Origin of the sequence: Comamonas sp. MYb69 (genome assembly GCF_037479315.1) — a bacterium.
Classification (GTDB): Bacteria; Pseudomonadota; Gammaproteobacteria; order Burkholderiales; family Burkholderiaceae_C; genus Comamonas.
The window spans coordinates 96,110-120,156 of the sequence record NZ_JBBGZG010000011.1 but is presented as its reverse complement, the minus strand read 5'-3'; the positions used below and the strand labels follow the sequence as shown (position 1 = coordinate 120,156).

Genomic DNA, 24,047 nt, shown 5'->3' with positions numbered 1-24,047 from the left:
CGGTATGCAGCCCATCATCACCAGCCTGCTCGACACCGATTTGTACAAGTTCACGATGTGGCAGGCCATGCTCCATCGCCATCCGCAGACACAGTCCACCTACCGCTTTGTCTGCCGCTCGCAGACCGAGTTTCCGCTGGTGGATCTATTGGCCGAAGTGCGCGCCGAGATCGACGCGCTGTGTGCGCTGAAGTTCAAAAAGGACGAGCTCGACTACCTGGCCAGTCTGCGCTTCATGAAGAGCGATTTCATCGACTTTCTGCGCATCTTCCAGTTCCAGCGTGATTTCATCGAGGTCGAACCCGATGGCGACGGCCTGCATATTGTTGCCCATGGCCCCCAGGTGCATGTGATGGGCTTTGAGATCTTTGTGCTGTCCATCGTCAACGAGCTGTACTTCCGCCGCTTTGCGCAGGCCAGTGCGCTGGCCGAGGGGCGCAAGCGCCTGGGGGCAAAAATAGTGCGGCTGCAGGAGCTGGCGCAAGAGGCCAAGCACCGCCACCCCTTTGAGCTGTTTGACTTTGGCGTGCGCCGGCGCTTTTCGGCCCCCTGGCAGCGCGAGGTGGTGCAGGCCTTTGCCACGCAGACGGCGCAGTGGTTCAAGGGCACGTCCAACGTGCTGCTGGCGCGCGACCTGAACCTGGTGCCCATTGGCACCATGGCCCACGAGTACCTGCAAAGCTACCAGGCCCATGGCGTGCGCCTGCGTGATTTTCAGATCGCTGCGCTGGAAGACTGGGTGCAGGAGTACCGGGGCGACCTGGGCATTGCGCTGACCGACACCGTCGGCATGGATGCCTTCCTCGCCGATTTCGACATGTACTTTGCCAAGCTGTTCGACGGCTTGCGCCATGACTCGGGCGACCCCTATGAATGGGGCGAAAAAGCGCTGGCCCACTACGCCAAGCTGCGCATCAATGCGCATGCCAAGCGCCTGGTGTTCTCCGATGGCCTGACCCTGGACAGCGCGCTGGCCCTCTACCAGCACTTTGCCGATCGCATCCAGTGCGGCTTTGGCATCGGCACCCAGCTGGCCAACGACATGGGCCTCAAGCAGCTCAACATCGTGATGAAGCTCACCCATGCCAACGGCCAGCCAGTGGCCAAGCTCAGCGACAGCCCCGGCAAAACCCTGTGCGACGACGAGACCTACCTAGCCTACCTCAAGCAAGTGTTCCATGTGACGCCGTAAGGAGCCGCGATGCTCAAGATCACCCTGGCCCAGCTCAACCCCACCGTGGGCGACATGGATGGCAACATCGACCAGATGCTGGCCGCCGCCCGCCAGGCGCAGGCCGACGGCGCGCAATTGGTCGTGTTTGCCGAGCTGTCGCTGACCGCCTACTACCCCGGCGACCTGCTCGACGAGCCCGATTTTCTGGCACGCGTCGATGCCGGCATTGCGCGCCTGTTGCAAGAGAGCCAGCAGCTGCCCGATCTGCACTGGGTGCTGGGCGCGCCCACCCGCGCCGCCGGCCCCGGCAAGCACCTGCACAACAGCCTCTTGGTGCTGCACAACGGCGCCATCCGTCTGCAGTACGACAAGCAGCTGCTGCCCACCTACAACATCTTTGACGAGCGCCGCCACTTTGAGCCCGGCCGCGACGTGGCCAAGGTGCTGCGTATCGGCCAGATGCAGGTCGGCTTTCTGATCTGCGAGGACGGCTGGAACGACAGCGGCGCCGACTACGCCACCAATCCCTTCGAACGCATGGCCGATGCCGCGCCCGATGTGGTCGTCAGCATCAATGCCAGCCCCAGCCACCTGGGCAAGCGCGAGGAGCGCCACCAGATCTTCAGCCATGCCGCGCGCCGCCATGGCCTGCCGATTCTGTATGTCAACCAGATCGGGGGCCAGGACCAGATCGTGTTCGACGGCGCATCGTTTGCGGTGCAGCCCGAGCGCGGCATTGTTTGGGAGGCGCCGCGCTTTGTGCAATCCGTCTGCACGCTGGGCTTTGACAGTGGCGACTTCTGCCTGCCCGATGGCACACAGCCCGCCACCCCTCCGGCTGAAGGCCTGCCGACGATGGAGTTCTACCGCCAGCAGACCATTTTGGGCCTGCGCGACTATGCGCGCCGCTGCGGCTTTCGCCAGGTGGTGGTCGGCAGCTCCGGCGGCATCGATTCGGCACTGACCCTGGCCTTGGCGGCCGAGGCGCTCGGCCCCGAGAACGTGGTCGGCATCACCATGCCCTCGCACTATTCATCGAGCGGCTCGGTGGACGATTCGGTGGCGCTGTGCCGCAACCTGGGCATTGCGCTGCACACGCACCCGATTGCCGACCTAGTACAGGGCTATGCCCAGCAGTTTGAGGCCAGCTTTGGCGCGCCCTTGCAAGGCCTGCCGCTGGAGAACGTCCAGGCCCGCATCCGCGGCACCATCCTGATGGAGTACAGCAATGCTTTTGGCCACCTGCTGCTGACCACGGGCAACAAGTCCGAGATCTCGGTGGGCTACTGCACCTTGTATGGTGACACCAACGGCGGCCTGGGCCTGATCGGCGACCTGTACAAGACGGAGGTGTTCGCGCTCTCGCGCCATATCAACGCCAGCGCCGGGCGCGAGATCATCCCCGAGGCCATCATAGACAAGCCGCCATCGGCCGAGCTGGCCCCCGACCAGAAGGACGAGGACAGCCTGCCACCCTATGCGGTGCTCGATGAGATCCTCAAAATCCTCATCGAAGGCCAGCGCCTGTCGAGCCTGGAGTACGACGCCGCGCGCCTCTTTGTCGATCGCTTTGTACAGACCGAGGCAGGACGCCAGACCCTCACCAAGGTGCAGTGCATGGTCCACCGCAGTGAGTACAAGCGCCGCCAGGCGCCTCCCATCCTGCGGCTGCGCCCGCGCGCTTTTGGCACCGGCCGGCAAATGCCGATTGCGGCCTACTACCCATGAAGACACAGCGCGGCGCCCCGGCACATCCACAGCGCATAATCCCAAGCCAGCACCCCAGCAGGCACCAAGACAACGAGACATGATCGCAGCTACCGAGCACTATGACCTGGCCGTATTGATTGGCCGCTTCCAGCCGCCACACCTGGGCCACCTGGCCCTCTTGCAGCAGGCGCTTGCCCGCGCCAGCAAGGTGGTGGTGGTATTGGGATCTGCGCTGCAGGCCCGCAGCCCCAAGAACCCATTCACCTGGCAAGAGCGTGCGCAGATGTTTGCTGCAGCGCTCTGCCCCACCGATGCAGCGCGCCTGGTGTTTGTGCCCATCCGCGATTACTATGACGAGCCGCGCTGGGTGACTGCCGTGCGCGAGGCCGTCACCAGCCACAGCACACCGGGTGCGCGCATTGGCCTGGTGGGCCACTTCAAGGACGAGAGCAGCAGCTACCTGGCCCACTTCCCCGGTTGGGAGCTGGTCAGCCTGCCGCGCCAGAACAGCATCGACGCCACCCCCATCCGCGACGCCTACTTTGGCACGCAAGGCGACGGCTCTGCAGCAAGTCTCGCCCCCTTGGCCGACATGCTGCCCGCCAGCTCGCTGCAGTTTCTGCAGCAGTTCCGCACTACCCCAGAATACGCCGCGCTGCAAACCGAATGGCAGATGCTGCGCCGCTACCAGGCCTCCTGGTCGGCAGCGCCCTACCCGCCGGTCTTTGTCACCGTCGATGCGCTGCTGCGCTGCGGCAACGAGGTGCTGCTGATTCGCCGTGGCCATGCGCCCGGCCAAGGCCTGCTGGCCTTACCCGGCGGCTTTGTCGAGCCGCGCGACAGCCTTTGGCAATCCTGCCTGCGTGAGCTGCAGGAAGAGACGCATTGCGCGCTGGACGAAACCCAACTGCAGGCCAGCCTGCAATCGGTGACCGTGTTCGACCACCCTGACCGCAGCCAGCGTGGCCGCACCATCACCCATGTGCATTATTTCGACCTGCAGCGCAGCCCCAAGCCCGCCGTGCGCGCCGACGATGACGCGGCCGAGGCCTTCTGGCTCAGCATCGACGCGATACGCGCCCGCGAGGCCGAGTTTTTTGAGGACCATTTCCAGATTCTGCAAAAACTGGTGGCAGCCTCGCATTGATGGGCAGCGTCAACGCAACACTGGCGCAGCCTTCCTCCACAACAGCCAACCTTGTAGGCCGCCCGCTGCGCGGCCTGCATCCACAGACTCACCAGGCTCACTCCCTGGCCATTGATCCATGACGACAGCGCTTCACATCCGCCCCGCCACCATTGACGACACCGACACCATCCTGCGCTTTGTGCGCGATCTGGCGGTCTATGAAAATGCCGAGCACGAGGTGCTCTCTACAGCCGCCCATGTGCACAAGACCATGTTCAGCGCGGGCGCCACGGCGCATGGCCTGATCTGCGAGCAAGATGGCCAGGCCATTGGCTTTGCGGTGTATTTTTTCAACTACTCCACCTGGCAGGGGCGCAATGGCCTCTACCTGGAAGACTTGTACGTGGACCCCCGCCACCGCGGCAGCGGCGCCGGCAAGGCCCTGCTGCGCCATCTGGCGCGTATTGCCGTGGACAAGGACTGCGGGCGCTTCGAGTGGAGCGTGCTGGACTGGAACACGCCATCGATCGAGTTCTATGACAGCCTGGGCGCCAAGCCGCAGAGCGAATGGATTCGCTACCGGATGACCGGCGAGGCGCTGGAGGCCTTTGCCAAGGGTTGAGGACAAGGCTCAGCCCGGGGGGGCCAAGCCACCGCCTCAGACCGCTGCGGGGTCAAAATCCAGCTGGTAGTTCTGCGGGCCGCGTGCGGCGATCTTCAAGGCGCCCATGCGGTTGCCCAGTTCCACACAGCTGCGCAGCGGGCGGCCCTGCTCCAGGCCCCAGAGCAAACCACCGCGCCAGGCATCGCCGCAGCCGGTCGGGTCGACCACGGCCGTGGCCTGGATGCCAGGCACATGGGTGCGCTCACCGTTTTCCCAGAGCTCACAGCCCTCGGCACCCAGGGTCACCATCAGGCCCTGCACCTGGGTGGAGATCTCGGCAAACGACAAACCCGTGCGCTCGCTCAGCATCTTGCCTTCATAGTCGTTCACGGTCACCCAGGTCGCCAGGCTGATGAAGTGGCGCAGGTCATTGCCATCGAACATCGGCAAGCCCTGGCCGGGGTCAAACACAAAGGGAATACCGGCCGCATGCAGCTGCTCGGCGTGCTGCAGCATGGCGTCACGCCCATCGGGCGCCACGATGCCAATGGCTGCGCCACAGTCCTTGGTGATGGTGTTTTCATGGGCCTGCATCATCGCGCCAGGGTGGAAGGCGGTGATCTGGTTGTTGTCCATGTCGGTGGTGATCATGCACTGGGCCGTGTAGTGGTCGTCGAGCTTTTTGATAAAGCGCGTATCGATACCCAGCTGCTTGAAATGCGCGACATAGCCGTCACCATCATGGCCCACCACCGCCATTGGCAGCGCCTGGCCGCCCAGCAGGTGCAGCGCATAGGCAATATTGCCGGCGCAGCCGCCAAAATCGCGGCGCAAGGTCGGCACCAGAAAGGACACGTTCAGGATATGGATCTGATCGGGCATGATCTGGTCGGCAAAGCGGCCCGAAAAGGTCATGATGTTGTCAAATGCGAGCGAGCCGCAGATCAGCGAAGCCATGAAGCTATTCTTTCTGTTATCAAAAATTCAAGGGTAAAACGCCAGTACACGGTAGCCCACGACATCACCTGCCGCCTCTGCCACCTGGATGACCATCTCGGCCGTCCACTCACCATGCGCCTCCAGCGCAGCAGGTGCCTGCAGCTCCTGCGGGCTCAGCACGCGGCGCAGCACCAGCTTTTCTGCCGCGTCATTGAGGCTCAGCTCCAGCGACGGCACTGCGACCGGGTAGTCAACGCCATTGCGCAAGACCACGCGCAGCCGGAACTGGCGCGGCCCCACGGCATTGAAGCTGGTGCTGTCGATGGAGACAGCCTGCAGCTGCCGGGGCGGCGCAATCTCGCAACCCGCCAGGCGGCAAGCCGCTTGCAACGCCGGGCGCCATTGGGGTTGGGCCAGGGCCAGGCGGTCACGCTGGGTCAGCGCGATCTGCAGCAGCAAGGCCGCCAACAGCAGCAAGCTGAGCAACAGCGACAGCACGACCACCCAGGGCTTGCGCCAGAAGGCCTTGCGCTTGGCGGCGCGCACAAAACCGGGCTCGGCGGCGGCACCCATGCCGGCAGCAGCAGCGGTGTCGGCAGCCGCTGCATCAGCAGCTGCAACGGCCTCATCCATCTGCGCCACATAGTTGGTGGCTGCAGCCAGCGAGGGCTCCAGCTTGCCGGCATCCAGGGTTCTGCCCGCCATCTCGGGTGCCAGCAGCAGCTCATCCTCTTGCCGCACCGCCGGGGCGGGGTCGGACAGATCATGGGCGCTGCTCTGCCTCAAATACGGCGGAGGTGAAGCAGGCGCCTGCAGCTGCAGGTCTTTTGCGGCCGGGGCAGCGGGTGCCACCACCTCGCCTACCACCAGCGCCGGGGCCTCAGCCACCTCAGCGGGCTGCGCTGGAACTGGCGGCACGGGCGGCACAGGCGCCTGCGCAGGCTTTTGGCGCTCGGCAATGGCCTCCAGCAAGCGGCCCTCGCGGGCTTGCAGCTCCGCCAGGTCGTCCGTCGCCGAAAAGTCCACCCGGCTGCTGCGCAGCGATTCCGGGCGCTGGTCCGCCATCGGCTGCCATTCGCTCTCCAGACCGCTGCGGTCCTGGCCTGCGGGTGGCGCGACAGGGGTCTGCGCCTGGGCCTCTTCCTCATAGGCCTGCATCCAGGACGAATCCACATAGCCCGAATCCCCGCTCGCATTGGCGCGGCGCGGAAACACCAGCACCGACAGCTCGGGCACCTGGGCGTTGGGGTCCACCTGCAGCGAGTTCTCGGTCCGCAGCACTGCAGCCCCCTCCTGCACGGGCTCGGCACTGCGTGCAGGAGCGGCAGGCGACACCATCTGCGATGGCGCGACCGCCGGGGCCTGCGCGGCGACAGCGGCATGGTCCACAGCCGGCACCTGCGCGCCTGTGGGCACTGCCGCCGGCGCGCCGGCCGCCAGGTGCGTCAGCGCATCAAACACCGCCTTGCACTTGCCACAGCGCACCCAGCCATCGGAGATGCGCAATTGGTCATCCACCACCTTGAAGCGGGTCTGGCACTGGGGGCAACGCGTTATCTGGCTCATCGCAGTGGATTGTAGGGTCAGAAGTTCAGCGGCCTGTCCCGGTGGCGGAATCTGCTGCGCGCCGTGCTGTCATCAGCACCCAGCCGTCTTCGGTATCGGCCACGTCCAGCTGCAGATAAGGGGCGTAGGCGGCTTTCAGCTCATCGGTCTGGCGCTCCAGGATGCCGGCCAGCACCAGGTGGCCACCCTGGGCCACATGGGCGCAGAGCAAGGGGGCCAGCACCTTCAGCGGGGTGGCCAGGATATTGGCCAGCACCGTCTGGTACTCGCCCTGGGCGGCATCAGGCAAGCCGGCGCGCAGCTGCACATGGTTGGCCTGGGCGTTGTATTCGGTCGATTCCACGGCAGCGGTGTCAATGTCCACCGCATCAATATCCACCGCACCAAACTTGGCGGCACCAATGGCCAAAATGCCGGAGCCGCAGCCGTAGTCGAGCACACGGCCCAGGTCCTGGCCTTGCGCGCCGCGCTGGGCAATCCAGCGCAGGCACATGCGGGTAGTGGGGTGGGTGCCGGTGCCAAAGGCCAGGCCCGGGTCCAACCGGATGCTGCGGGTCGCGGCCGCTGGTAGCTCATGCCAGGTGGGCACAATCCAGAATTCCGGCGTGATGTCCACCGGGGCGAACTGCGATTGGGTCAGGCGCACCCAGTCCTGCTCGGCCACTTCACGGATGCCCAGCAGGCTGCAGCCTGCAAAGAAATCCTGCAGCTGCAGCAGGCTCTGCGCCTCTTCGGCCGCAGCGCGCTGCGGGAACAGCGCCACGATGCGGCTGCGCTGCCAGCCATCCTTGGGCGGCGGCATGCCGGGCTCGCCAAACAGCGCCTGCTCGGCATCGGTCTGGGCATCGGCATCTTCGACCGAGACGCTGAGCGCATCGAGCGCATCCAGCGCTTCGCTAACGCTCTCGACCCGGTCTTCCGGGCACATCAGGCACAGTTCGTACATGACAGGGTTTCCTTAATGCAAAAAGCTGGCATTCCCTTGGAAATGCCAGCATCTATCACGATGAAAGGGGGCGCATCAGCGCTTGCGCGCAGCCAGCCACTCTTCCAGATAGTGGATATTGGTGCCGCCGGCATTGAACTTGGCATCCACCATCAGCTCCGAATGCAGCGGGATATTGGTCGAAATCCCTTCGACCGCCGTCTCCAGCAGCGCGGTGCGCATGCGGGCAATGGCCTGCTCGCGAGTGTCGCCATAGACGATCAGCTTGCCGATCATCGAGTCGTAGTTCGGTGGCACAAAGTAGTTGGCGTACACATGCGAATCGACGCGCACACCCGGGCCGCCAGGCATGTGCCAGGTGGTGACCCGGCCAGGCGATGGCGTGAACTTGTAGGCATCTTCGGCGTTGATCCGGCATTCGATCGCATGACCGCGCATCTGCGCGTTGATCTGGCGCTGCGTGAACGGCAGTTTCTCGCCAGCGGCCACCATGATCTGGGTGCCGACGATATCCACGCCGGTGATCCATTCGGTCACCGGGTGCTCGACCTGCACGCGGGTGTTCATCTCGATGAAGTAGAACTCGCCGTTTTCGTACAGAAACTCGAACGTGCCCGCGCCGCGGTAGCCGATCTTCTTGCAGGCAGCCACGCAGCGGTCACCGATCTTCTCGATCAGGCGGCGAGGAATGCCAGGGGCCGGCGCCTCTTCAATCACCTTCTGGTGGCGGCGCTGCATGGAGCAGTCGCGCTCGCCCAGGTAGACGGCGTTCTTGAACTTGTCGGCCATCACCTGGATTTCGATGTGGCGCGGGTTCTGCAGGTACTTTTCCATGTACACCGCAGGATTGCCGAACGCAGCACCGGCTTCGGCCTTGGTCATCTGCACGGCATTGACCAGCGCAGCCTCGGTATGTACCACGCGCATGCCACGGCCACCGCCGCCACCTGCGGCCTTGATGATCACCGGGTAACCGATGGCCTTGGCAATGCGGCGGATCAGCGCGGGGTCGTCTGGCAGTTCGCCATCGGAGCCAGGCACGCAGGGCACACCAGCCTTGATCATCGCCTGCTTGGCCGAGACCTTGTCACCCATGATGCGGATGGACTCGGGCGTCGGGCCAATGAACTGGAAGCCGCTCTTTTCCACGCGCTCGGCAAAGTCGGCGTTCTCGGACAGAAAGCCGTAGCCAGGGTGGATGGCCTCGGCGTCGGTCACTTCGGCCGCCGAGATGATGGCCGGCATGTTCAGGTAGCTTTGGGCCGACGGAGCCGGGCCAATGCAGACGGCCTCATCGGCCAGCTTCACATACTTGGCGTCGCGGTCGGCCTCGGAATAGACCATCACGGCCTTGATGCCCAGCTCGCGGCAAGCGCGCTGCACACGCAGTGCGATCTCTCCGCGGTTGGCAACCAGAATTTTCTTGAACATGGGCGAGGCCTTATTCAATGATGAACAAAGGCTGACCAAATTCCACGGCCTGGCCGTTCTCGCCCAGGATCTGCTTGATCGTGCCGGACTTGTCGGCTTCGATCTCATTGAGGATCTTCATCGCTTCAATGATGCACACGGTGTCGCCTTCCTTGACCTGGCTGCCGACCTCGACAAAGGCCTTGGCGCCGGGCGCGGACGAGCGGTAGAACGTGCCTACCATCGGCGACTTGACCGTATGGCCTTGCGCCGCAGCGGGAGCAGCTTCTGCCGGCGCAGCGGCAGCAGCGGGGGCTGCTGCAGGGGCCGCAGCGGGCAACACGGGCGCCGCCATCACTTGCTGCACCACAGCGCCGCCGCCCTTCACAATGCGAACCTTGCCTTCTGCTTCGGTGATTTCCAACTCCGAGACATTCGATTCGGACACGAGATCGATCAGGGTTTTCAGCTTGCGTAAATCCATGGGAGCTCCAACGGCTAGAAAATCAAACAGGGCGCAAATTTACTCCAATTTCGCCCTATTTGACTCAATATCTTTGATTTTTGATCAACGGCACTACTGCCGTCCCGGCTTGCACACCTTATAGACTTGCCCAATTTTGCAAGTCAGATGCAAGAAGTTGCCCCATTTTACGATGTTGAACGTCACCTTGCCTACCAAATACCACTGTGAACGGTAGGCCGCCTGCGGAATTGCCCAGGTCACGCGTCAGCTGCGTGCCGCCCATGCCGGCAATCCCCACGGGGAAGGCCAGCGGCGTGCGCTGCAAAAAACGCTGCACCGCCGCATCCTGGTCCACCGCCAAACCCACCACCTGCCAGCCTTTGGCGCGCTGCGCTTCGTAGAACTGGTTGAGCATCGGCAGCTCTTCAACACAAGGCGGGCACCAGGTGGCCCAAAAGTTCAGCAGCAAAGGCTTGCCCTGGAAGGCCTGCATGCGCACTTCGGTCTGCCCACCGGGCGCCGCAAAGGCCTGGCCCCACAGCCCGTCCATCGCCGGGCCACTGGGCTCGGCCAAGCGGTGGCGCCACCAGGCCCAGCCTGCACCGGCGGCCAAAGCGGCAGCCGCCACGCCACCGGTCAGCAGGCGCCGGCGGCTGGCGGCGGCCTGCGCTGGTAAGGTTTGCGCTGCATCAACAGGCGCGCGTTCAGGTGTCGGCATGGGGCATCACTCCGTGGGTGGGGTCAGCAGGCGGCGCACCGCCTCCAGCGAGCCGCGCGGTGTGCGGCCCTGGGCATCGGGCTTCAAGGCGCCGCGCAGGTCATCCAGGTCATAGACCAGGTAGTGCACACCAATGTTTTCATGGAGCGGTTTGCAAAGGCTGCTGATCGACAAGGCATCCACCGTCTCACCGTGGAAACCGTTGATTGACGATACCTCATAGCGCACGCCATGGTCAATCAGCGCAATCTCAGCCGATTTGGAGTCATCGCAGAACAACTGAATGTATATATCAGACAGGCGCGTGGCCGTGCCATTCCAGACGGCGCCTGCCAGATAGGGCCGGAAAGCCTCCATGCGCTCCATCCACACGACGGCCATCTCGCGCAAGGCGCGCAACTCAGCGGGCTGGGTGTCGGCGCAGAACAGCTCAAGGTACTCGCGCACCGCCGCTTCCAGCACCTCGTTGTCGGGCAGAGCGGTGCGGCCCGGCAGCCCCAGCTGCTTGACAGCGCGCTTCTTGGCCGGCCCCCACTCCAGGCCTTCCTCCACCACCATGCGTGCGGCGGTATTGGCGATTTCCCAGCTTGCATCAGTCTTCATGCATTCCATTGTGTCGGATTTGCATGGCCCCTGCGGCACTTGCTTGCAATTACAGCCGCCCAGAGCGCGGCTTATATCCGGACGCGCCGTAGAATCGACGTCCATGCACATTCATATTCTGGGTATCTGTGGCACCTTTATGGGTGGCGTGGCCGCACTGGCACGCGAGGCTGGGCACAAGGTGACGGGCTGCGACAGCGGCGTCTACCCGCCGATGAGCGACCAACTGCGCGCGCTGGGCATCGAGCTGATCGAAGGCTTTGGCGCCGACCAGCTCGCGCTGCAACCCGATATGTACGTGGTCGGCAACGTCGTCAGCCGTGCGCGCCTGGACGATGGCTCACCCAAGTTTCCGCTGATGGAGGCCATCCTCGACACCGGCGCCCCCTACACCAGCGGCCCCCAGTGGCTGGCCGAGCATGTGCTGCAGGGCCGCCATGTGCTGGCCGTGGCCGGCACCCATGGCAAAACCACGACGACCTCGATGCTCACCTGGATTCTGGAGGCCGCCGGCCTGCAGCCGGGCTTTCTGGTCGGCGGCGTGCCACTCGATTTTGGCGTCTCCGCCCGCCTGGGTGCGCCCACCCGGCCCGGCGGTGGCGACCAGCGCCCCGTGTTTGTGATCGAGGCCGACGAATACGACACCGCCTTTTTCGACAAGCGCAGCAAGTTTGTGCACTACCGCCCCCGCACTGCCGTGCTGAACAACCTGGAGTTCGACCATGCCGACATCTTTGATGACCTGGCAGCGATTGAGCGCCAGTTCCACCACCTGGTGCGCACCGTGCCCGCCAGCGGCCGCGTGGTGGCCAATGGTGTTGAAGAGAGCCTGACCCGCGTGCTGCACCAAGGATGCTGGAGCGAAGTGGTGCGCTTTGGCGCTGCCATTGACGATATGCGCGCCGAGGGCGACCCGTCGAACTTTGAGGTGCTCTTCAAAGATGCGCCCGCTGGCAGGGTGCAATGGGGCCTGAGCGGCGTGCACAACCAGATGAATGCGCTCGCTGCCATCGCTGCGGCCCAGCATGTGGGCGTGGCACCCGCAGAGGCGGCCCAAGCCTTGTCGCGCTTCCAGAACGTCAAGCGCCGCATGGAATTGCGTGGCACCGCTGCCGGCATCCAGGTCTACGACGATTTTGCCCACCACCCCACGGCCATCCGCACCACCTTGGATGGCCTGCGCCAGCAGGTGGGCGCGCAAACCCGCATTCTTGCGGTGTTCGAGCCGCGCAGCAACACGATGAAGCTGGGCACGATGAAGTCGCAGCTGCCCTGGTCGCTGGAATCAGCCGACCTGGCCTTTTGCCACACTGCCGGCCTGGACTGGGACGCTGCCCAGGCCCTGGCCCCCATGGGTGCCCGCGCCCAGACCGCAGGTAACATCGACAGCCTGATCGCCCAGGTGCTGCAGGCGGCCAAGGCCGGCGATGTGATCGTCTGCATGAGCAATGGCGGCTTTGGCGGCATCCACGACAAATTGCTCAAGGCGCTCACCGCCCGCAACTGAGCGGTCTGCGCGACGGCCCTCCCCAAGAAAAAGGCGAGCCCCAGGTGCTCGCCTTTCTATTATTAATAGCGCAGTTAGCGCCCATCAAGCAGCCGCTGGCTCTGCCTGCTTGCGCTTGACCCACCAACGGTAACCCATGGGCCCCAGCACCACGGCAGCCGCCAGCACCCAGAGGATGGTGCAGACCGTGCTGGCCCAGAGGATGGACACATCGCCATTGGTGATGGACAGCGCACGCCGCAGGTTTTGCTCCATCATCGTGCCCAGCACAACACCCAGCACCATCGGCGCCATGGGCACCTGGAGCTTGCGCAGCAGGTAGCCGATCACGCCGATGGCGACGACCGCCATCAGGTCAAAGGTCGTGGCACTGATGGCATAGACGCCGATAAAGCTGATCGCCAAAATGCCCGGCACCAGCAGCCAGCCCGGGATGGACAGCATCGAGGCAAACACCCGCACCATCGGGATGTTCATGACCAGCAGCATCACATTGGCAATCAGCAGCGAGGCGATCAAGCCCCAGACCAGCGCGGGCTGCTGCTCAAACAGCACCGGGCCGGGGGTGATGTTGTAGAGCGTGAGCGCGCCCATCATCACGGCCGTCGTCCCCGAGCCAGGGATGCCCAAGGTGAGCATGGGGATGAACGAGCCGGTAGCGGCGCTGTTGTTCGCCGCCTCAGGCGCGGCCAAGCCACGCATGTCTCCCTGGCCAAATTTGGCATCCGGGTCTTTGTCCTCTATATAGCGCTTCTCGTTGGCATAGGCCACGGCCGAGGCCACGCTGGCGCCCGCCCCTGGCAACACGCCCATCACAAACCCGAGCAGGCTGCCACGGATGGTGCTGCCGGAGGTAAAGCGCAGCTCGCGCAGATTGAAGAGCTTGCGTTGGCTGGGTGGCACTTCGACGCTTTGGCCCGAGAGCTTGTTCTCCAGCATTTGCAGCATTTCCGCGACGGCAAACAAGCCAATGACAACCACGACAAAATCCAGGCCATCGGCCAGGTGCGGGATGTCGAAGGTATAGCGGTAAACGCCGGAGTTCGCATCCACGCCGATGGTCGCAATCGACAGCCCGATGGCGGCCGCCAGAACCCCTTTGATGGGTTGCTCCCCCAGCAAGCTGGTGAGCGCACAGAAGGCAAACACCATCAGTACAAAGTATTCCGCCGGGCCAAATGCCAAGGCCCACTGCGCCAGAAAGGGCGCAAACGCGGCGATACCGACAATGGCGATGAGGGAGCCGACAAAGGAGGACCAGGCCGACAGGGACAGCGCCACGCTCCCCAGCCCCTGGCGCGCCAGCGGGTAGCCATCCAGCGTGGTCATGACCGCAGCCGCCTCGCCGGGCACATTGATCAGGATCGAGGTGATCCGGCCTCCGTATTCGGCACCCACATAGACAGCGGCCAGCAAGATCAAGGCGGTATCGGGCGGCAAGCCCATCGCAAAGGCGATCGGCACCAGCATGGCGACCCCGTTCGTCGGGCCCAGGCCCGGCAGCACACCGACGATGGTGCCAAAGAACGAGCCAATCAGTGCCACGAGCAAGTTGGTGCCCGAGAAGGCAACACCAAAACCCAGGGAGAGGTTATCCAGCATCGCGCTCATAGCAGCCCCTCCAGCCAGCCCAGTGGCAGCACCACGTCCAGCAAACGGTCAAAAAGAACATAAAACAGCACGCTCAGGCTGGTGCCACCGACCCCGCACTGCAGCCAGCTGCCACCAAAGAGCCGGCCCACGCAGGCGGCAACCACGGCCGTGGCCAGCACAAAGCCGGCCCACTGGAACAGCCCGGCATACACCAGCACCAGCGCCACCATCAGCGCAATGCGGCTGTTGGCCCCGGGCGGGTTGGGCGCTGCCGGGTTGCCGCCTTTCACAACAAGGCGCAGGCCACACATGCCAATCACCGTGGCCAGCAACATAGGAAAGGCGCGCGGGCCCACGGGCTCGTAGGCAAATGCTGCCTCCAGCCCGTGTCCAAACCACGCCAGAAAGGCCGATAGCAGCAGCGCCGCCACGCCCAGGGTGCGATCATTGAGAACCATAGATATCTTTCCGCAAGATGTGCGAGTGCGGCGGACCAGGGTATCTGGCCGCCTTGTTCAAGCCCCATGGGCCATGGCTGGCAGGTGCCAGGCCCAGGCAGGCCTTACTTGACCAGCTCCTACTTGACCAGCTCTTACTTGACCAGGTCAAAGGACGTGGCCAGCTCGGTGTAGTGCCGGGTACGGGCCTTGATGTAGTGGTCGAGCTCGGGCCCCGTCTTGTTGAAGGGCATGAGACCCAGTTGCGCCTGGGCCTTGCGGAACTCGGGCGTGGCCATGGCTTTGTCAAACGCCTGCTGCCACCAGCGGTAGTCAGCATCCGATACCTTGGGCCCCACGTAGAAACCCCGGATGATCGGCCATTCGATGTTGAAGCCCTGCTCGGCAGCGGTCGGCACGTCGGCCAACTTGCCCGGCAAGCGCTCGGAGTGGAAGACCGCCAGCACGCGGATGGGCGCACCGCCTTCGAGCATGGTGACCGCCTCGGCCGCATCCCCCATGAAGGCCTGGACATGGCCGCCGCGCAGCGCCGTGACGGCCTCGCCACCGCCCTCAAAGGCAACAAAGCGCATTTTCTTGTAGTCCACGCCGGCGGCGCGCGCGGTCAGCGCTGCCTTCATCCAATCCTGGCTGCCAATGGAGCCGCCCGCGCCCAGCACCACCTGGCTCGGATCTTCCTTGAACGCCGCCATCAGGCTCTTGAGATCCTGGTGGGGCGAATCCGCCCGCACCACGGCCACACCGTAATCCGCACCCACAGTGGCCAGCCAGCGCACATCATCGGCGCTGTACTTGCCAAACTTACCCTGGGCCAGATTGAGCAGCGAGCCACTGGAGAACGCAGCAATGGCGCTGCCATCTGCCGGGCGCTGAGTGATGATGCTGTTGTAGGCCACCGCACCAATGCCGCCAGGCATGTAGACGATGCGCATGGGTTTCTGGAGCGCCTTGGACTCGCGCATGCCCGTCTGGGCCAGGCGGCAGGTCAGGTCAAACCCGCCGCCAGGCTGGGCCGGGGCAATGCACTCCGGGCGGCGGGGCTCTGCTTGCGCCATCGCTGGCACCCAGGTGCTCGCTGCGATGACCGTGCTGATGAAAAGGCCTGAGGCCTGGCCTGATAAACGGCTTGCAAACATCGGTTTTGTCTCCTTTTTTGGGCATGGGCGCTTTGGCCAAGGGGCGGCTGGCCAGAACCTGGCTGGCAGCGCTGGCCAAGCGTGGAACCTGGTCGGGCGAAGGATCGCCACCAAGGTAGACAAAGACTAATATTTATCGGCTTTCAATAGCCTTTCAATTCAGGGTTATTCCCAGGTCAGCGGCGGTATGCGGCATACGGAAGCTGCCGTGCAAACCCGGTTGCCCCTGCGCATCACGGCCATTGACCAGCTTGAACTCGGCGCCATGCATCTGGGCAATGGTCTGCACAATGGCCAGGCCCAGGCCCGCGCCCTGCTGGCGCTTGCCCGCAGCACCACGCCGAAACCGGCTGCCCGCCTGTGCCCTGTCGTGCTCGCTCATGCCCCCGCCACTGTCGATCACCACCAGCGCGATGGACGACGCGCTGCCCTGCAGCTGCACGGTGACCTGGCCACCGGCAGGCGTATAGCGGATGGCGTTGTCCACCAGGTTGCTGATCGCCTCGCGCAGCAGCCAGCCCAGGGCCTGCACCTGCCACCTTCGGGGGTCGTCGCCCAACCCCACCAGATCCAGCCCCAGGTCAATCTGCTTGGCGCGCGCGAGCGGCCACAAGGTGGTGACCACCTGCTCCGCCAGCGCCCGCAGATCGACCTCGGCAAATTGCGATCGGATACTGGCAGCGGCCCCGGCATCTCGGGCGCGGGCCAGCGCCAGCATCTGCTGGGTCAGGCGCTCGGCCCGGCCCAGACCGTCTTGCATTGCATGCAGTGCAGCCCGCATCTGGGCCGGGTCCCGTTCACGCAATGCATAGCCGATCTGGGTACGCAGCAAGGCCAGCGGCGTGCGCAGTTGGTGGGAGGCGTCATCAAGAAACTGCCGCTGGGCCTGGGCGCTGTGGGCATAGCGCGCCACCAAGTGGTTCAGCGACTGCACCAGTGGCCGCACTTCTGCAGGCAGGCTGGCCGCATCGATGGGCGAGAGGTCATCCCAGGCGCGCGCATCCAGGTGCTGGCGCAGGCGCTTCAATGGCCTGAGCGCGCGCACCACGCCCGCCACCAGCAACACCACACTGATACCGACCAGCAGCACATCGCGCAAGATGGCACGCGTGACCATGTGCCGCTCCACCAGCGCACGCTCCTGAAGATTCTCTGCCACCTGCACCACGATGCGGCTGTGCGGATTGCCCGCGACGGGCGGCTCCGCCAGCCGAGCCCAGGCGGCCACACGGATGGGCTCATTCAGGTACACCGCGTCATAGAACTGCGGCACGCCGAGTTCGAGCTCGCCCTCGGGCAAAGGAAGGCCCGGATTCCCCGTTTCGACCAGGCCGTCCTCGGTCGCGACCCGGAAGTAGACCCGGCCGTTGACCGTCAACTCGAAGAATTCCAGCAGCAGATACGGCTGCTCCACACTCAAGCCGCCGCTGGCTGTGGAGATGTTGTAGTGGATCGCGCGCAACGCACCCGCCAGCGCACGGTCATAGGCCTCGTCAACCTGGATGCGCAGGCTGTAGGTGGACCACAGCAAGCTGCCGCCCATGCCCAGCAGCAAACCCGGCACCAGCCACACCAATAGCGCAGCCTTCAAAGAGCGGGCGCGATCACGCCAGCGGTGGCGCCAAGCAGCGCGGCCATCCAGATCGCGATCGGCGCTGCGCCAGATCATGGGCCTTGCAATGCAGCGCCGGCCACGCCACGGCCTTGCGTCTCTTCCAGGCAGTAGCCCAAACCGCGCAGGGTGACAATCTGCACGCCACGGCCCAAGAGCTTCTTGCGCAGGCGAAACACCAGTACCTCAATGACCTGGAGGTTCACATCCCGGTCTCCAAGGAAGACCCGGTCCAAGATACTTTGCTTGCCCACTGGCTCACCGCTGCGCTGGATGAGCGCCAGCAACACCGCATGCTCTCGGGGTGTCACCGGCAAGGCATCGCCCGCCATCGAAAAGCGCTGCGCAGCGACATCAAACTGCAGCGGCCCGCAGGACAGCCGAGGGTGCTCACGCCCCCGGCTGCGGCGAACCAGAGCCTGCAGGCGCGCCTCCAACTCATCGAGCAAAAAGGGTTTGGCCAGAAAGTCGTCGGCACCATTTTTGAGCGTGCCGACGCGCTCAGCCAGGGAGTCCCGCGCGGTCAGCACCAGGACGGGTGTGCGGTCATCGCGCTCGCGCATGCGCTCCAGCACGGTGCGGCCATCGATGCCAGGCAGACCCAGGTCCAGCACCACCGCATCAAAGTCTTCCTGCTGCAGGCGCAGATCTGCCATCTGCCCATCGCCCACCCAGTCCACGACGATGCCCGACTGCTGCGCCAACGTTCGGGCCAGCCAGTGCGCCAGATCTTGTTCATCCTCCACCAACAGGATTCGCATCCACCCTCCCTCCCGACATATCTGCCAGATGCACCCACGGTTGGAGCAACACCCTCTTCAGCCGGCATCCATAGCGACTGATTAACGATGCATTCTCCACAATAGAAAAACCCACTCATTGGCGAGCGGGTTTTTGGCGTGGTGTGCGAACCCAGCGGTTCGCGCTTTGAGGTCAGGCGGGCAGTGAGAACGCTTAAAACGAGGCCGTCATCGCCTTGGTGTTCACCACCACCGTGGGCCGGCCCACCGCGCCTACGCTGGCACGGGCAAACTGCGCCAGCCATTGGGCATCGCCCAGCAGCGGGGCGCCAGCGGCCTTGGCGACAACGACGACCTTGTCGACGATCAGCACCTTGCCGCTGGCGCGCAGCGGCTCGCAGTCCAAACGCAGAAATTCCTGGTCCAGCCAGCGGCGCCCGTCCTCGTTGGACATGGCCTCCGCACTGTCAAAGCCATGGACAAACTCTTGGCCATCCTCGAGCAGAACCCGTACTTCATTGCGCATGACAATCCCTTATTGGTGGTGCAAACGGGGCGGGCAGCGGCCGCCCCAAAACCGCCAGCTTACACCGTTGCAGCGGCGCGCTCCTCGGTATTTGCGCGCACGCGGCGGGCCTGCACCGCGTCGGACAGCTCGGCCAAGGTCTCCAGCGAGTCGTCCCAGCCCAGGCAGGCATCGGTGATGCTCTTGCCGTACTCCAGGCTGTCCGGATCGTTCTTGCCGGGGGTGAACTTCTGCGCGCCGGCTTGCAGGTGGCTTTCGATCATCACGCCAAAGACACTGCGCGAACCGCCTTCGATCTGCTGGGCAATATCGCGCGCCACCTCTTTTTGCTTCTCGTGCTGCTTGCTGCTGTTGGCATGGCTGCAGTCCACCATCAGGGTGGCGGGCAGGTGCGCGGCCTCCAGGTCCTTGCATGCGGCGGCCACATGGACGGCATCGTAGTTGGGCGTCTTGCCGCCGCGCAGGATCACGTGGCAGTTGGTATTGCCCTTGGTGTGCACGATGGCGACCTGGCCGTTCTTGTGCACCGACAGGAAATGGTGCGGGCGGCTGGCCGATTGGATCGCGTCAGTGGCGATGCGGATGTTGCCATCGGTGCCGTTCTTGAAACCCACCGGCGCCGAGATGCCCGAGGCCAGCTCGCGGTGCACCTGGCTCTCCGTCGTGCGCGCGCCAATCGCGCCCCAGCTGATCAGGTCGCCAATGTACTGGGGCGAGATCATGTCCAGGAACTCGCTGCCGGCCGGCACGCCCTGGCGGTTGATCTCGATCAGCAGCTGGCGCGCAATGCGCAGGCCTTCGTCGATGCGGTAGCTCTCGTCGAGGTAGGGGTCGTTGATCAGGCCCTTCCAGCCCACCGTGGTGCGGGGCTTTTCGAAGTAGACCCGCATGACGATCTCCAAGGTACCTTCGTACTGCTTGCGCACGGCCTTGAGGCGGCGGGCGTATTCCAGCGCGGCTTGCGGATCATGGATCGAGCAAGGGCCGATGATGACCAGCAGGCGGTCATCCGCGCCGGACATGATGTTGTGGATGTTTTGGCGGGTGTTGCTGATCAGCGATTCAACGGGCGTGCCGTTGATGGGGAAGAAGCGAATCAGATGCTCGGGTGGCGGCAGCACAGTAATGTCCTTGATACGTTGGTCGTCGGTTTGGCTTGTTTTCTCGACACCGCGATACCAAGCATCGCTTGTGGGTTGGGCTTGCTGAGTCATCTAAGGATCCTGAATGTGTGGGTGGTTTATGCAACAAAAAACCGCCGGGCTTTTCAGCTTCGGCGGTTGTCTGGAGGTTTAGGTGCTCGCGCGCTTTTAGACCTCTCGTCCGCCTGGGACAGAGAACCAAAAGTAAAAGGTAAAAGCGCTACGTGCTTGCATGTTTTTCAATGTACCACATCTGCGGGCGGCGGAATCCATCATTCTGTATAAAACGCACAAAAATTGCAAAAAATAAGATTTCAAAGTTGAAATCACACCATTGCTTTGTCAATTTTTTTATATACGCATTTTTATTGCGCATCTGAGAAAGACACACTGCAGAAAGATGTCAAAAAACAAACGCCTGCGCGGCAGAAACCGCGCAGGCGTTTGGTTGATTCTTGCGTTAGCCCCCGCCTACGCAGCGGCTATTTGGATCGCTCAGGCTGTACCGCCCACCGTCAAACCATCGATACGCATGGTCGGCTGGCCCACGCCCACGGGCACGCTCTGGCCCTCCTTGCCACAGGTGCCCACGCCGCTGTCCAGGCGCATGTCGTTGCCGATCATGCTGACGTGCTTGAGGCACTCGGGGCCGCTGCCCACGATGGTGGCGCCCTTGACGGGGTACTGGATCTTGCCGTTCTCGACCCAATAGGCTTCGCTGGCGGAGAACACAAACTTGCCGCTGGTGATGTCGACCTGGCCACCGCCAAAGTTGGTCGCATACAGGCCCTTTTGCATCGAGGCGATGATTTCCTGCGGATCCTTGTCGCCCCCCAGCATGTAGGTGTTGGTCATGCGCGGCATGGGGATGTGGGCATAGCTCTCGCGCCGGCCATTGCCGGTGGGCTTGACCTTCATCAGGCGCGCATTCATCGCATCCTGGATATAGCCCTTCAAGATGCCGTCTTCGATCAGCACATTGCGCTGGGTCGGCTGGCCCTCGTCGTCCACATTGAGCGATCCGCGGCGGTCGGCGATCGTGCCGTCGTCCAGCACCGTCACGCCCTTGGCCGCCACGCGCTGGCCGATCATGCCGCTGAAGGCGCTCGAGCCCTTGCGGTTGAAGTCACCTTCGAGGCCATGGCCCACCGCCTCATGCAGCAGCACACCGGGCCAGCCCGGGCCCAGAACCACGGTCATCACGCCGGCTGGCGCGGGACGCGATTCCAGGTTGACCAGGGCCGCCTTGACGGCCTCGTCCACATACTGCTGCACCAGCTCATCGTCAAAATAGGCCAGACCGAAGCGGCCACCGCCGCCGGCCGAGCCCACTTCGCGGCGGCTCTTGCTCTCGGCGATCACCGTGACCGACAGGCGCACCAGCGGGCGCACATCGGCAGCCAGGGTGCCATCGGCACGGGCGACCAGGACCACATCGTGCTCAGCGGCCAGGCCCGCCATCACCTGCTTGACGCGCGGGTCCTTGGCACGGGCCAGTTTCTCGACCTTTTCCAGCAAGGCCACCTTGGCGGTGCTGTCGAGCGTGGAGATCGGGTCCAGATCGGGGTAGAGCGAGCGGCTCAGCGCAATCTTCTTGGCAGGCACGCGCACCTGGCGCGACTGGCTTTGCGCGCCAATGCTGCGCACCGTATGGGCGGCATCCAACAGCGATGCCAGCGAGATGTCGTCCGAATAGGCAAAGGCCGTCTTCTCGCCGGACACCGCGCGCACGCCCACGCCCTGGTCGATCGAGAAGGAGCCCGTCTTGACGATGCCCTCTTCCAGGCTCCAGCCTTCGGCCCGGGTGTACTGGAAGTACAGGTCTGCATCGTCCACCTTGTGGGCGCGAATGTCCGCCAGCGCGCGCGCCAGATGGCTGTCATCCAGACCAAAAGGCGTCAGCAGCAGGCTGCGCGCTATATCCAGTCGTTGTTCGGTAGAAGCCGCCAGCGGCTTGGCCACAGCAAGGTCAAAAGGTGCATTCATAGAGGCGATTTTAGGGCTTGCGCAATGGCCGTGGGCCCATGCGTTGATTTGCGGTGGCCAGCGGGCCAGTTGCCACCTCTCCCGTATCTGCGGCTGGCGGGGGTGTTTTCAATGGCAAAGCCTGGCCTGCACCTGTCCGCTAGAGGCGCGGCGCCTGCTCCCGCGCCAGCTGGCGCTGCGATCGGGCGACCGACATCAAGATCCCCAGCGCCAGCCCCAGGGTGACCATGGCCGTGCCCCCGTAGCTGACAAAGGGCAGGGGCACACCCACCACCGGCAGGATGCCGCTGACCATGCCCATGTTGACGAAGGCATAGGTAAAAAAGATCATCGCCACCGCACCGGCCATCAGGCGGCCAAACAAGGTGGGCGCGCGCATCGCAATGGCCAGGCCGCGCCAGACCAGCAGCAGGAAGAAAAAGATCAGCAGCAGGTTGCCGGCCAGGCCGAACTCTTCAGAAAACGCGGCAAAGATAAAGTCGGTGGTGCGCTCAGGGATGAACTCCAGATGGGTCTGCGTGCCGGCCATGAAGCCCTTGCCCATGAAACCGCCCGAGCCGATGGCAATCATCCCCTGGATGATGTGAAAGCCCTTGCCCAGCGGGTCGCGGGTGGGGTCCAGCAAGGTACAGACGCGCTGGCGCTGGTACTCATGCAGCACCACCAGGTCCATACCGTCTTCGCACAGGTGGTGGCCATAGATGGCGATCAGCAGCAGGCCGATGACGCCAATCAGCACCGGCGGGATGATCAGCTTCCAGGACAGGCCGGCAAAATAGATTACCGCAAGGCCCGCAGCCATCACCAGCAGCGACGTGCCCAGGTCGGGCTGCTTCATGATGAGGCCCACTGGGATGACGAGAATCGCAAACGCGACGACAAAATCGGCCGGGCGCAAGGCCCCTTCGCGGCGCTGGAACCACCAGGCCAGCATCAGCGGCATCGCAATCTTCAGCAGCTCACTGGGCTGGATGACGATGCCCAGGTTCACCCAGCGCTGCGCGCCCTTCTTGGTGATACCAAACAGCGCCACGGCGACCAGCAAGGCAACGCCCAAGCCATACAGCGGCAGCGCAAAGCTGGCCAGCCGGTGCGGCGGGATCTGCGACACCACCAGCAAGATGCCCAGCGCCAGCAGCATATTGCGGCCATGGTCGGAAAAGCGGGTGCCATGGTCAAAACCGGCGGAATACATGGCCGTCAGTCCGATGGCGGCCAGGGTGCCGATGATGAAGATCAGCGGCCAGTCATAACCGCGCAGCATCGGCATGAGACGCTGGAACAGATTCGGTTTATCAAGAACTTCGGACATGGCCGCCATTATCTCTGCTTGGCACAGAACGGCCGCCAGCGCTAGCGGTAAAGACCGGTTTTACCTGTGTCACCCGAACCAAATCAATTCAACAAAACAACTAAGGTTGTCAAGGCCTTAGCAGTGGTGGCCTGGGCGCTATCATTTGTGTATGACGACCACCCACTTGCTCTACCTGCACGGCTTTCGCTCCTCCCCCCAATCGGCCAAGGCCCAGCGCCTGCAGCGCCATATCGAAGACAACCACCCGCACGTGGTGTGGTCAGCCCCCCAGCTGCCCGCCTCGCCCCGGCAAGCGGCCGATCTGCTGCTCCAAACCACCCGCAGCTGGGCCGGCCTGCCGCCCGACAGCCTGGCGGTCGTCGGCTCCTCGCTGGGCGGCTTTTATGCCAGCTGGGTGGCCCAGCAGCTGCGCTGCAAGAGCGTGATGATCAACCCCTCGACAACGCCCTGGGTCACCTTGGCGCAGCACCTGGGCGAGCAAACGGCCTGGCACAACCCGGAGGAATCCTTCTTCTTCCGCCCGGAATACCTGGACGAGCTGCAGGCACTGAACGTCAACGGTCAGCCCCCTGCCGCGGCCCAGCTGCTGATTGCCGCCATGGGCGACGAGGTGCTGCACTGGCAGGACATGGTCGCGCGCTACCCCGCCGCCCAGCTGCTGCTGGACGAGGGCAGCGACCATGCGCTGTCCAACTTCGAGAGCTATCTGCCGCAGATCGACAAGTTTCTGGGCTGGTAAAAACCAGCGCTGGCAGGCCTGCCCGCCG

At 64.0% G+C, this 24,047-nt stretch carries 22 protein-coding genes; 6 read left to right on the top strand and 16 right to left on the bottom strand.

Features of this window, described 5'->3' with window-relative positions; all coding sequences use genetic code 11:
- The first annotated feature begins 4 nt into the window (after window positions 1-4).
- From pncB to WH303_RS16090, 4 genes are all read left to right on the top strand, one after another.
- Window positions 5-1,192, top strand: a complete 1,188-nt coding sequence (gene pncB, locus WH303_RS16105; protein ID WP_339519745.1) for a nicotinate phosphoribosyltransferase — start codon at window positions 5-7, stop codon at window positions 1,190-1,192.
- A 9-nt stretch (window positions 1,193-1,201) separates the two neighbouring features.
- Window positions 1,202-2,902, top strand: a complete 1,701-nt coding sequence (locus WH303_RS16100; protein ID WP_339519743.1) for an NAD+ synthase — start codon at window positions 1,202-1,204, stop codon at window positions 2,900-2,902.
- 79 nt (window positions 2,903-2,981) lie between these two features.
- Window positions 2,982-4,031 (top strand): bifunctional nicotinamide-nucleotide adenylyltransferase/Nudix hydroxylase, encoded by a 1,050-nt coding sequence (locus WH303_RS16095; RefSeq protein WP_339519742.1) that lies wholly within the window; start codon window positions 2,982-2,984, stop codon window positions 4,029-4,031.
- A 118-nt stretch (window positions 4,032-4,149) separates the two neighbouring features.
- Entirely contained in the window at window positions 4,150-4,635 is a 486-nt protein-coding gene (locus tag WH303_RS16090) for a GNAT family N-acetyltransferase (protein ID WP_339519740.1), read from the top strand.
- Between the two features lie 36 nt (window positions 4,636-4,671).
- Here WH303_RS16090 and WH303_RS16085 read toward each other — a convergent pair whose 3' ends face one another.
- From WH303_RS16085 to WH303_RS16055, 7 genes are all read right to left on the bottom strand, one after another.
- Window positions 4,672-5,574, bottom strand: coding sequence for a carbohydrate kinase family protein (locus WH303_RS16085; protein ID WP_021026142.1), 903 nt, complete (start codon window positions 5,572-5,574; stop codon window positions 4,672-4,674).
- A gap of 27 nt (window positions 5,575-5,601) precedes the next feature.
- A complete protein-coding gene (locus WH303_RS16080; protein ID WP_339519737.1) occupies window positions 5,602-7,122 on the bottom strand; it encodes a zinc-ribbon and DUF3426 domain-containing protein in 1,521 nt (506 codons plus the stop codon).
- Window positions 7,123-7,147: 25 nt separating this feature from the next.
- A complete protein-coding gene (gene prmA, locus WH303_RS16075) occupies window positions 7,148-8,068 on the bottom strand; it encodes a 50S ribosomal protein L11 methyltransferase (RefSeq protein ID WP_021026144.1) in 921 nt (306 codons plus the stop codon).
- Between the two features lie 75 nt (window positions 8,069-8,143).
- A complete protein-coding gene (gene accC, locus WH303_RS16070) occupies window positions 8,144-9,499 on the bottom strand; it encodes an acetyl-CoA carboxylase biotin carboxylase subunit (protein WP_021026145.1) in 1,356 nt (451 codons plus the stop codon).
- Window positions 9,500-9,509: 10 nt separating this feature from the next.
- Window positions 9,510-9,962: an acetyl-CoA carboxylase biotin carboxyl carrier protein gene (accB, locus tag WH303_RS16065; protein ID WP_021026146.1), complete on the bottom strand. Its 453-nt coding sequence runs from the start codon at window positions 9,960-9,962 to the stop codon at window positions 9,510-9,512.
- 118 nt (window positions 9,963-10,080) lie between these two features.
- Window positions 10,081-10,662 carry a TlpA disulfide reductase family protein gene (locus WH303_RS16060; RefSeq protein WP_339519735.1) on the bottom strand — a complete coding sequence of 194 codons (582 nt, stop codon included), beginning with the start codon at window positions 10,660-10,662 and terminating at the stop codon, window positions 10,081-10,083.
- Window positions 10,663-10,668: 6 nt separating this feature from the next.
- Entirely contained in the window at window positions 10,669-11,265 is a 597-nt protein-coding gene (locus tag WH303_RS16055; RefSeq protein ID WP_339519734.1) for a hypothetical protein, read from the bottom strand.
- A 103-nt stretch (window positions 11,266-11,368) separates the two neighbouring features.
- On the opposite strand from WH303_RS16055, the gene mpl reads away from it, so the two are divergent.
- Entirely contained in the window at window positions 11,369-12,772 is a 1,404-nt protein-coding gene (mpl, locus tag WH303_RS16050) for a UDP-N-acetylmuramate:L-alanyl-gamma-D-glutamyl-meso-diaminopimelate ligase (RefSeq protein ID WP_339519732.1), read from the top strand.
- A gap of 84 nt (window positions 12,773-12,856) precedes the next feature.
- Here the strand turns inward: mpl and WH303_RS16045 are convergent, their stop codons facing one another.
- The 9 genes from WH303_RS16045 to rodA all read right to left on the bottom strand — a co-directional run bounded on the left by WH303_RS16045 (window position 12,857) and on the right by rodA (window position 23,277).
- Entirely contained in the window at window positions 12,857-14,383 is a 1,527-nt protein-coding gene (locus WH303_RS16045) for a tripartite tricarboxylate transporter permease (protein WP_021027769.1), read from the bottom strand.
- The gene (locus WH303_RS16040; protein WP_339519730.1) at window positions 14,380-14,823 is read right to left on the bottom strand and encodes a tripartite tricarboxylate transporter TctB family protein; all 444 of its coding nucleotides are present in this window, start codon (window positions 14,821-14,823) and stop codon (window positions 14,380-14,382) included. The genes WH303_RS16045 and WH303_RS16040 overlap by 4 nt, the downstream gene beginning before the upstream one ends.
- Window positions 14,824-14,957: 134 nt before the next feature.
- Complete coding sequence (locus WH303_RS16035; RefSeq protein ID WP_339519839.1) at window positions 14,958-15,878, bottom strand: tripartite tricarboxylate transporter substrate binding protein; 921 nt, start codon at window positions 15,876-15,878, stop codon at window positions 14,958-14,960.
- A gap of 235 nt (window positions 15,879-16,113) precedes the next feature.
- A complete protein-coding gene (locus WH303_RS16030; protein ID WP_339519728.1) occupies window positions 16,114-17,628 on the bottom strand; it encodes a sensor histidine kinase in 1,515 nt (504 codons plus the stop codon).
- Window positions 17,625-18,332 carry a response regulator gene (locus WH303_RS16025; RefSeq protein ID WP_339519727.1) on the bottom strand — a complete coding sequence of 236 codons (708 nt, stop codon included), beginning with the start codon at window positions 18,330-18,332 and terminating at the stop codon, window positions 17,625-17,627. Before WH303_RS16025 ends, WH303_RS16030 begins: the two co-directional genes overlap by 4 nt.
- Before the next feature lie 193 nt (window positions 18,333-18,525).
- Window positions 18,526-18,837 (bottom strand): hypothetical protein, encoded by a 312-nt coding sequence (locus WH303_RS16020; RefSeq protein ID WP_339519725.1) that lies wholly within the window; start codon window positions 18,835-18,837, stop codon window positions 18,526-18,528.
- Between the two features lie 59 nt (window positions 18,838-18,896).
- A complete protein-coding gene (locus WH303_RS16015) occupies window positions 18,897-20,051 on the bottom strand; it encodes a 3-deoxy-7-phosphoheptulonate synthase (RefSeq protein ID WP_027011094.1) in 1,155 nt (384 codons plus the stop codon).
- A 423-nt stretch (window positions 20,052-20,474) separates the two neighbouring features.
- Window positions 20,475-21,965 carry a metalloprotease TldD gene (tldD, locus tag WH303_RS16010; protein WP_312987321.1) on the bottom strand — a complete coding sequence of 497 codons (1,491 nt, stop codon included), beginning with the start codon at window positions 21,963-21,965 and terminating at the stop codon, window positions 20,475-20,477.
- Between the two features lie 139 nt (window positions 21,966-22,104).
- Window positions 22,105-23,277 carry a rod shape-determining protein RodA gene (gene rodA, locus WH303_RS16005; RefSeq protein WP_339519722.1) on the bottom strand — a complete coding sequence of 391 codons (1,173 nt, stop codon included), beginning with the start codon at window positions 23,275-23,277 and terminating at the stop codon, window positions 22,105-22,107.
- A 151-nt stretch (window positions 23,278-23,428) separates the two neighbouring features.
- On the opposite strand from rodA, the gene WH303_RS16000 reads away from it, so the two are divergent.
- A complete protein-coding gene (locus tag WH303_RS16000; RefSeq protein WP_339519721.1) occupies window positions 23,429-24,019 on the top strand; it encodes a YqiA/YcfP family alpha/beta fold hydrolase in 591 nt (196 codons plus the stop codon).
- The last annotated feature ends 28 nt before the right edge of the window (window positions 24,020-24,047 follow it).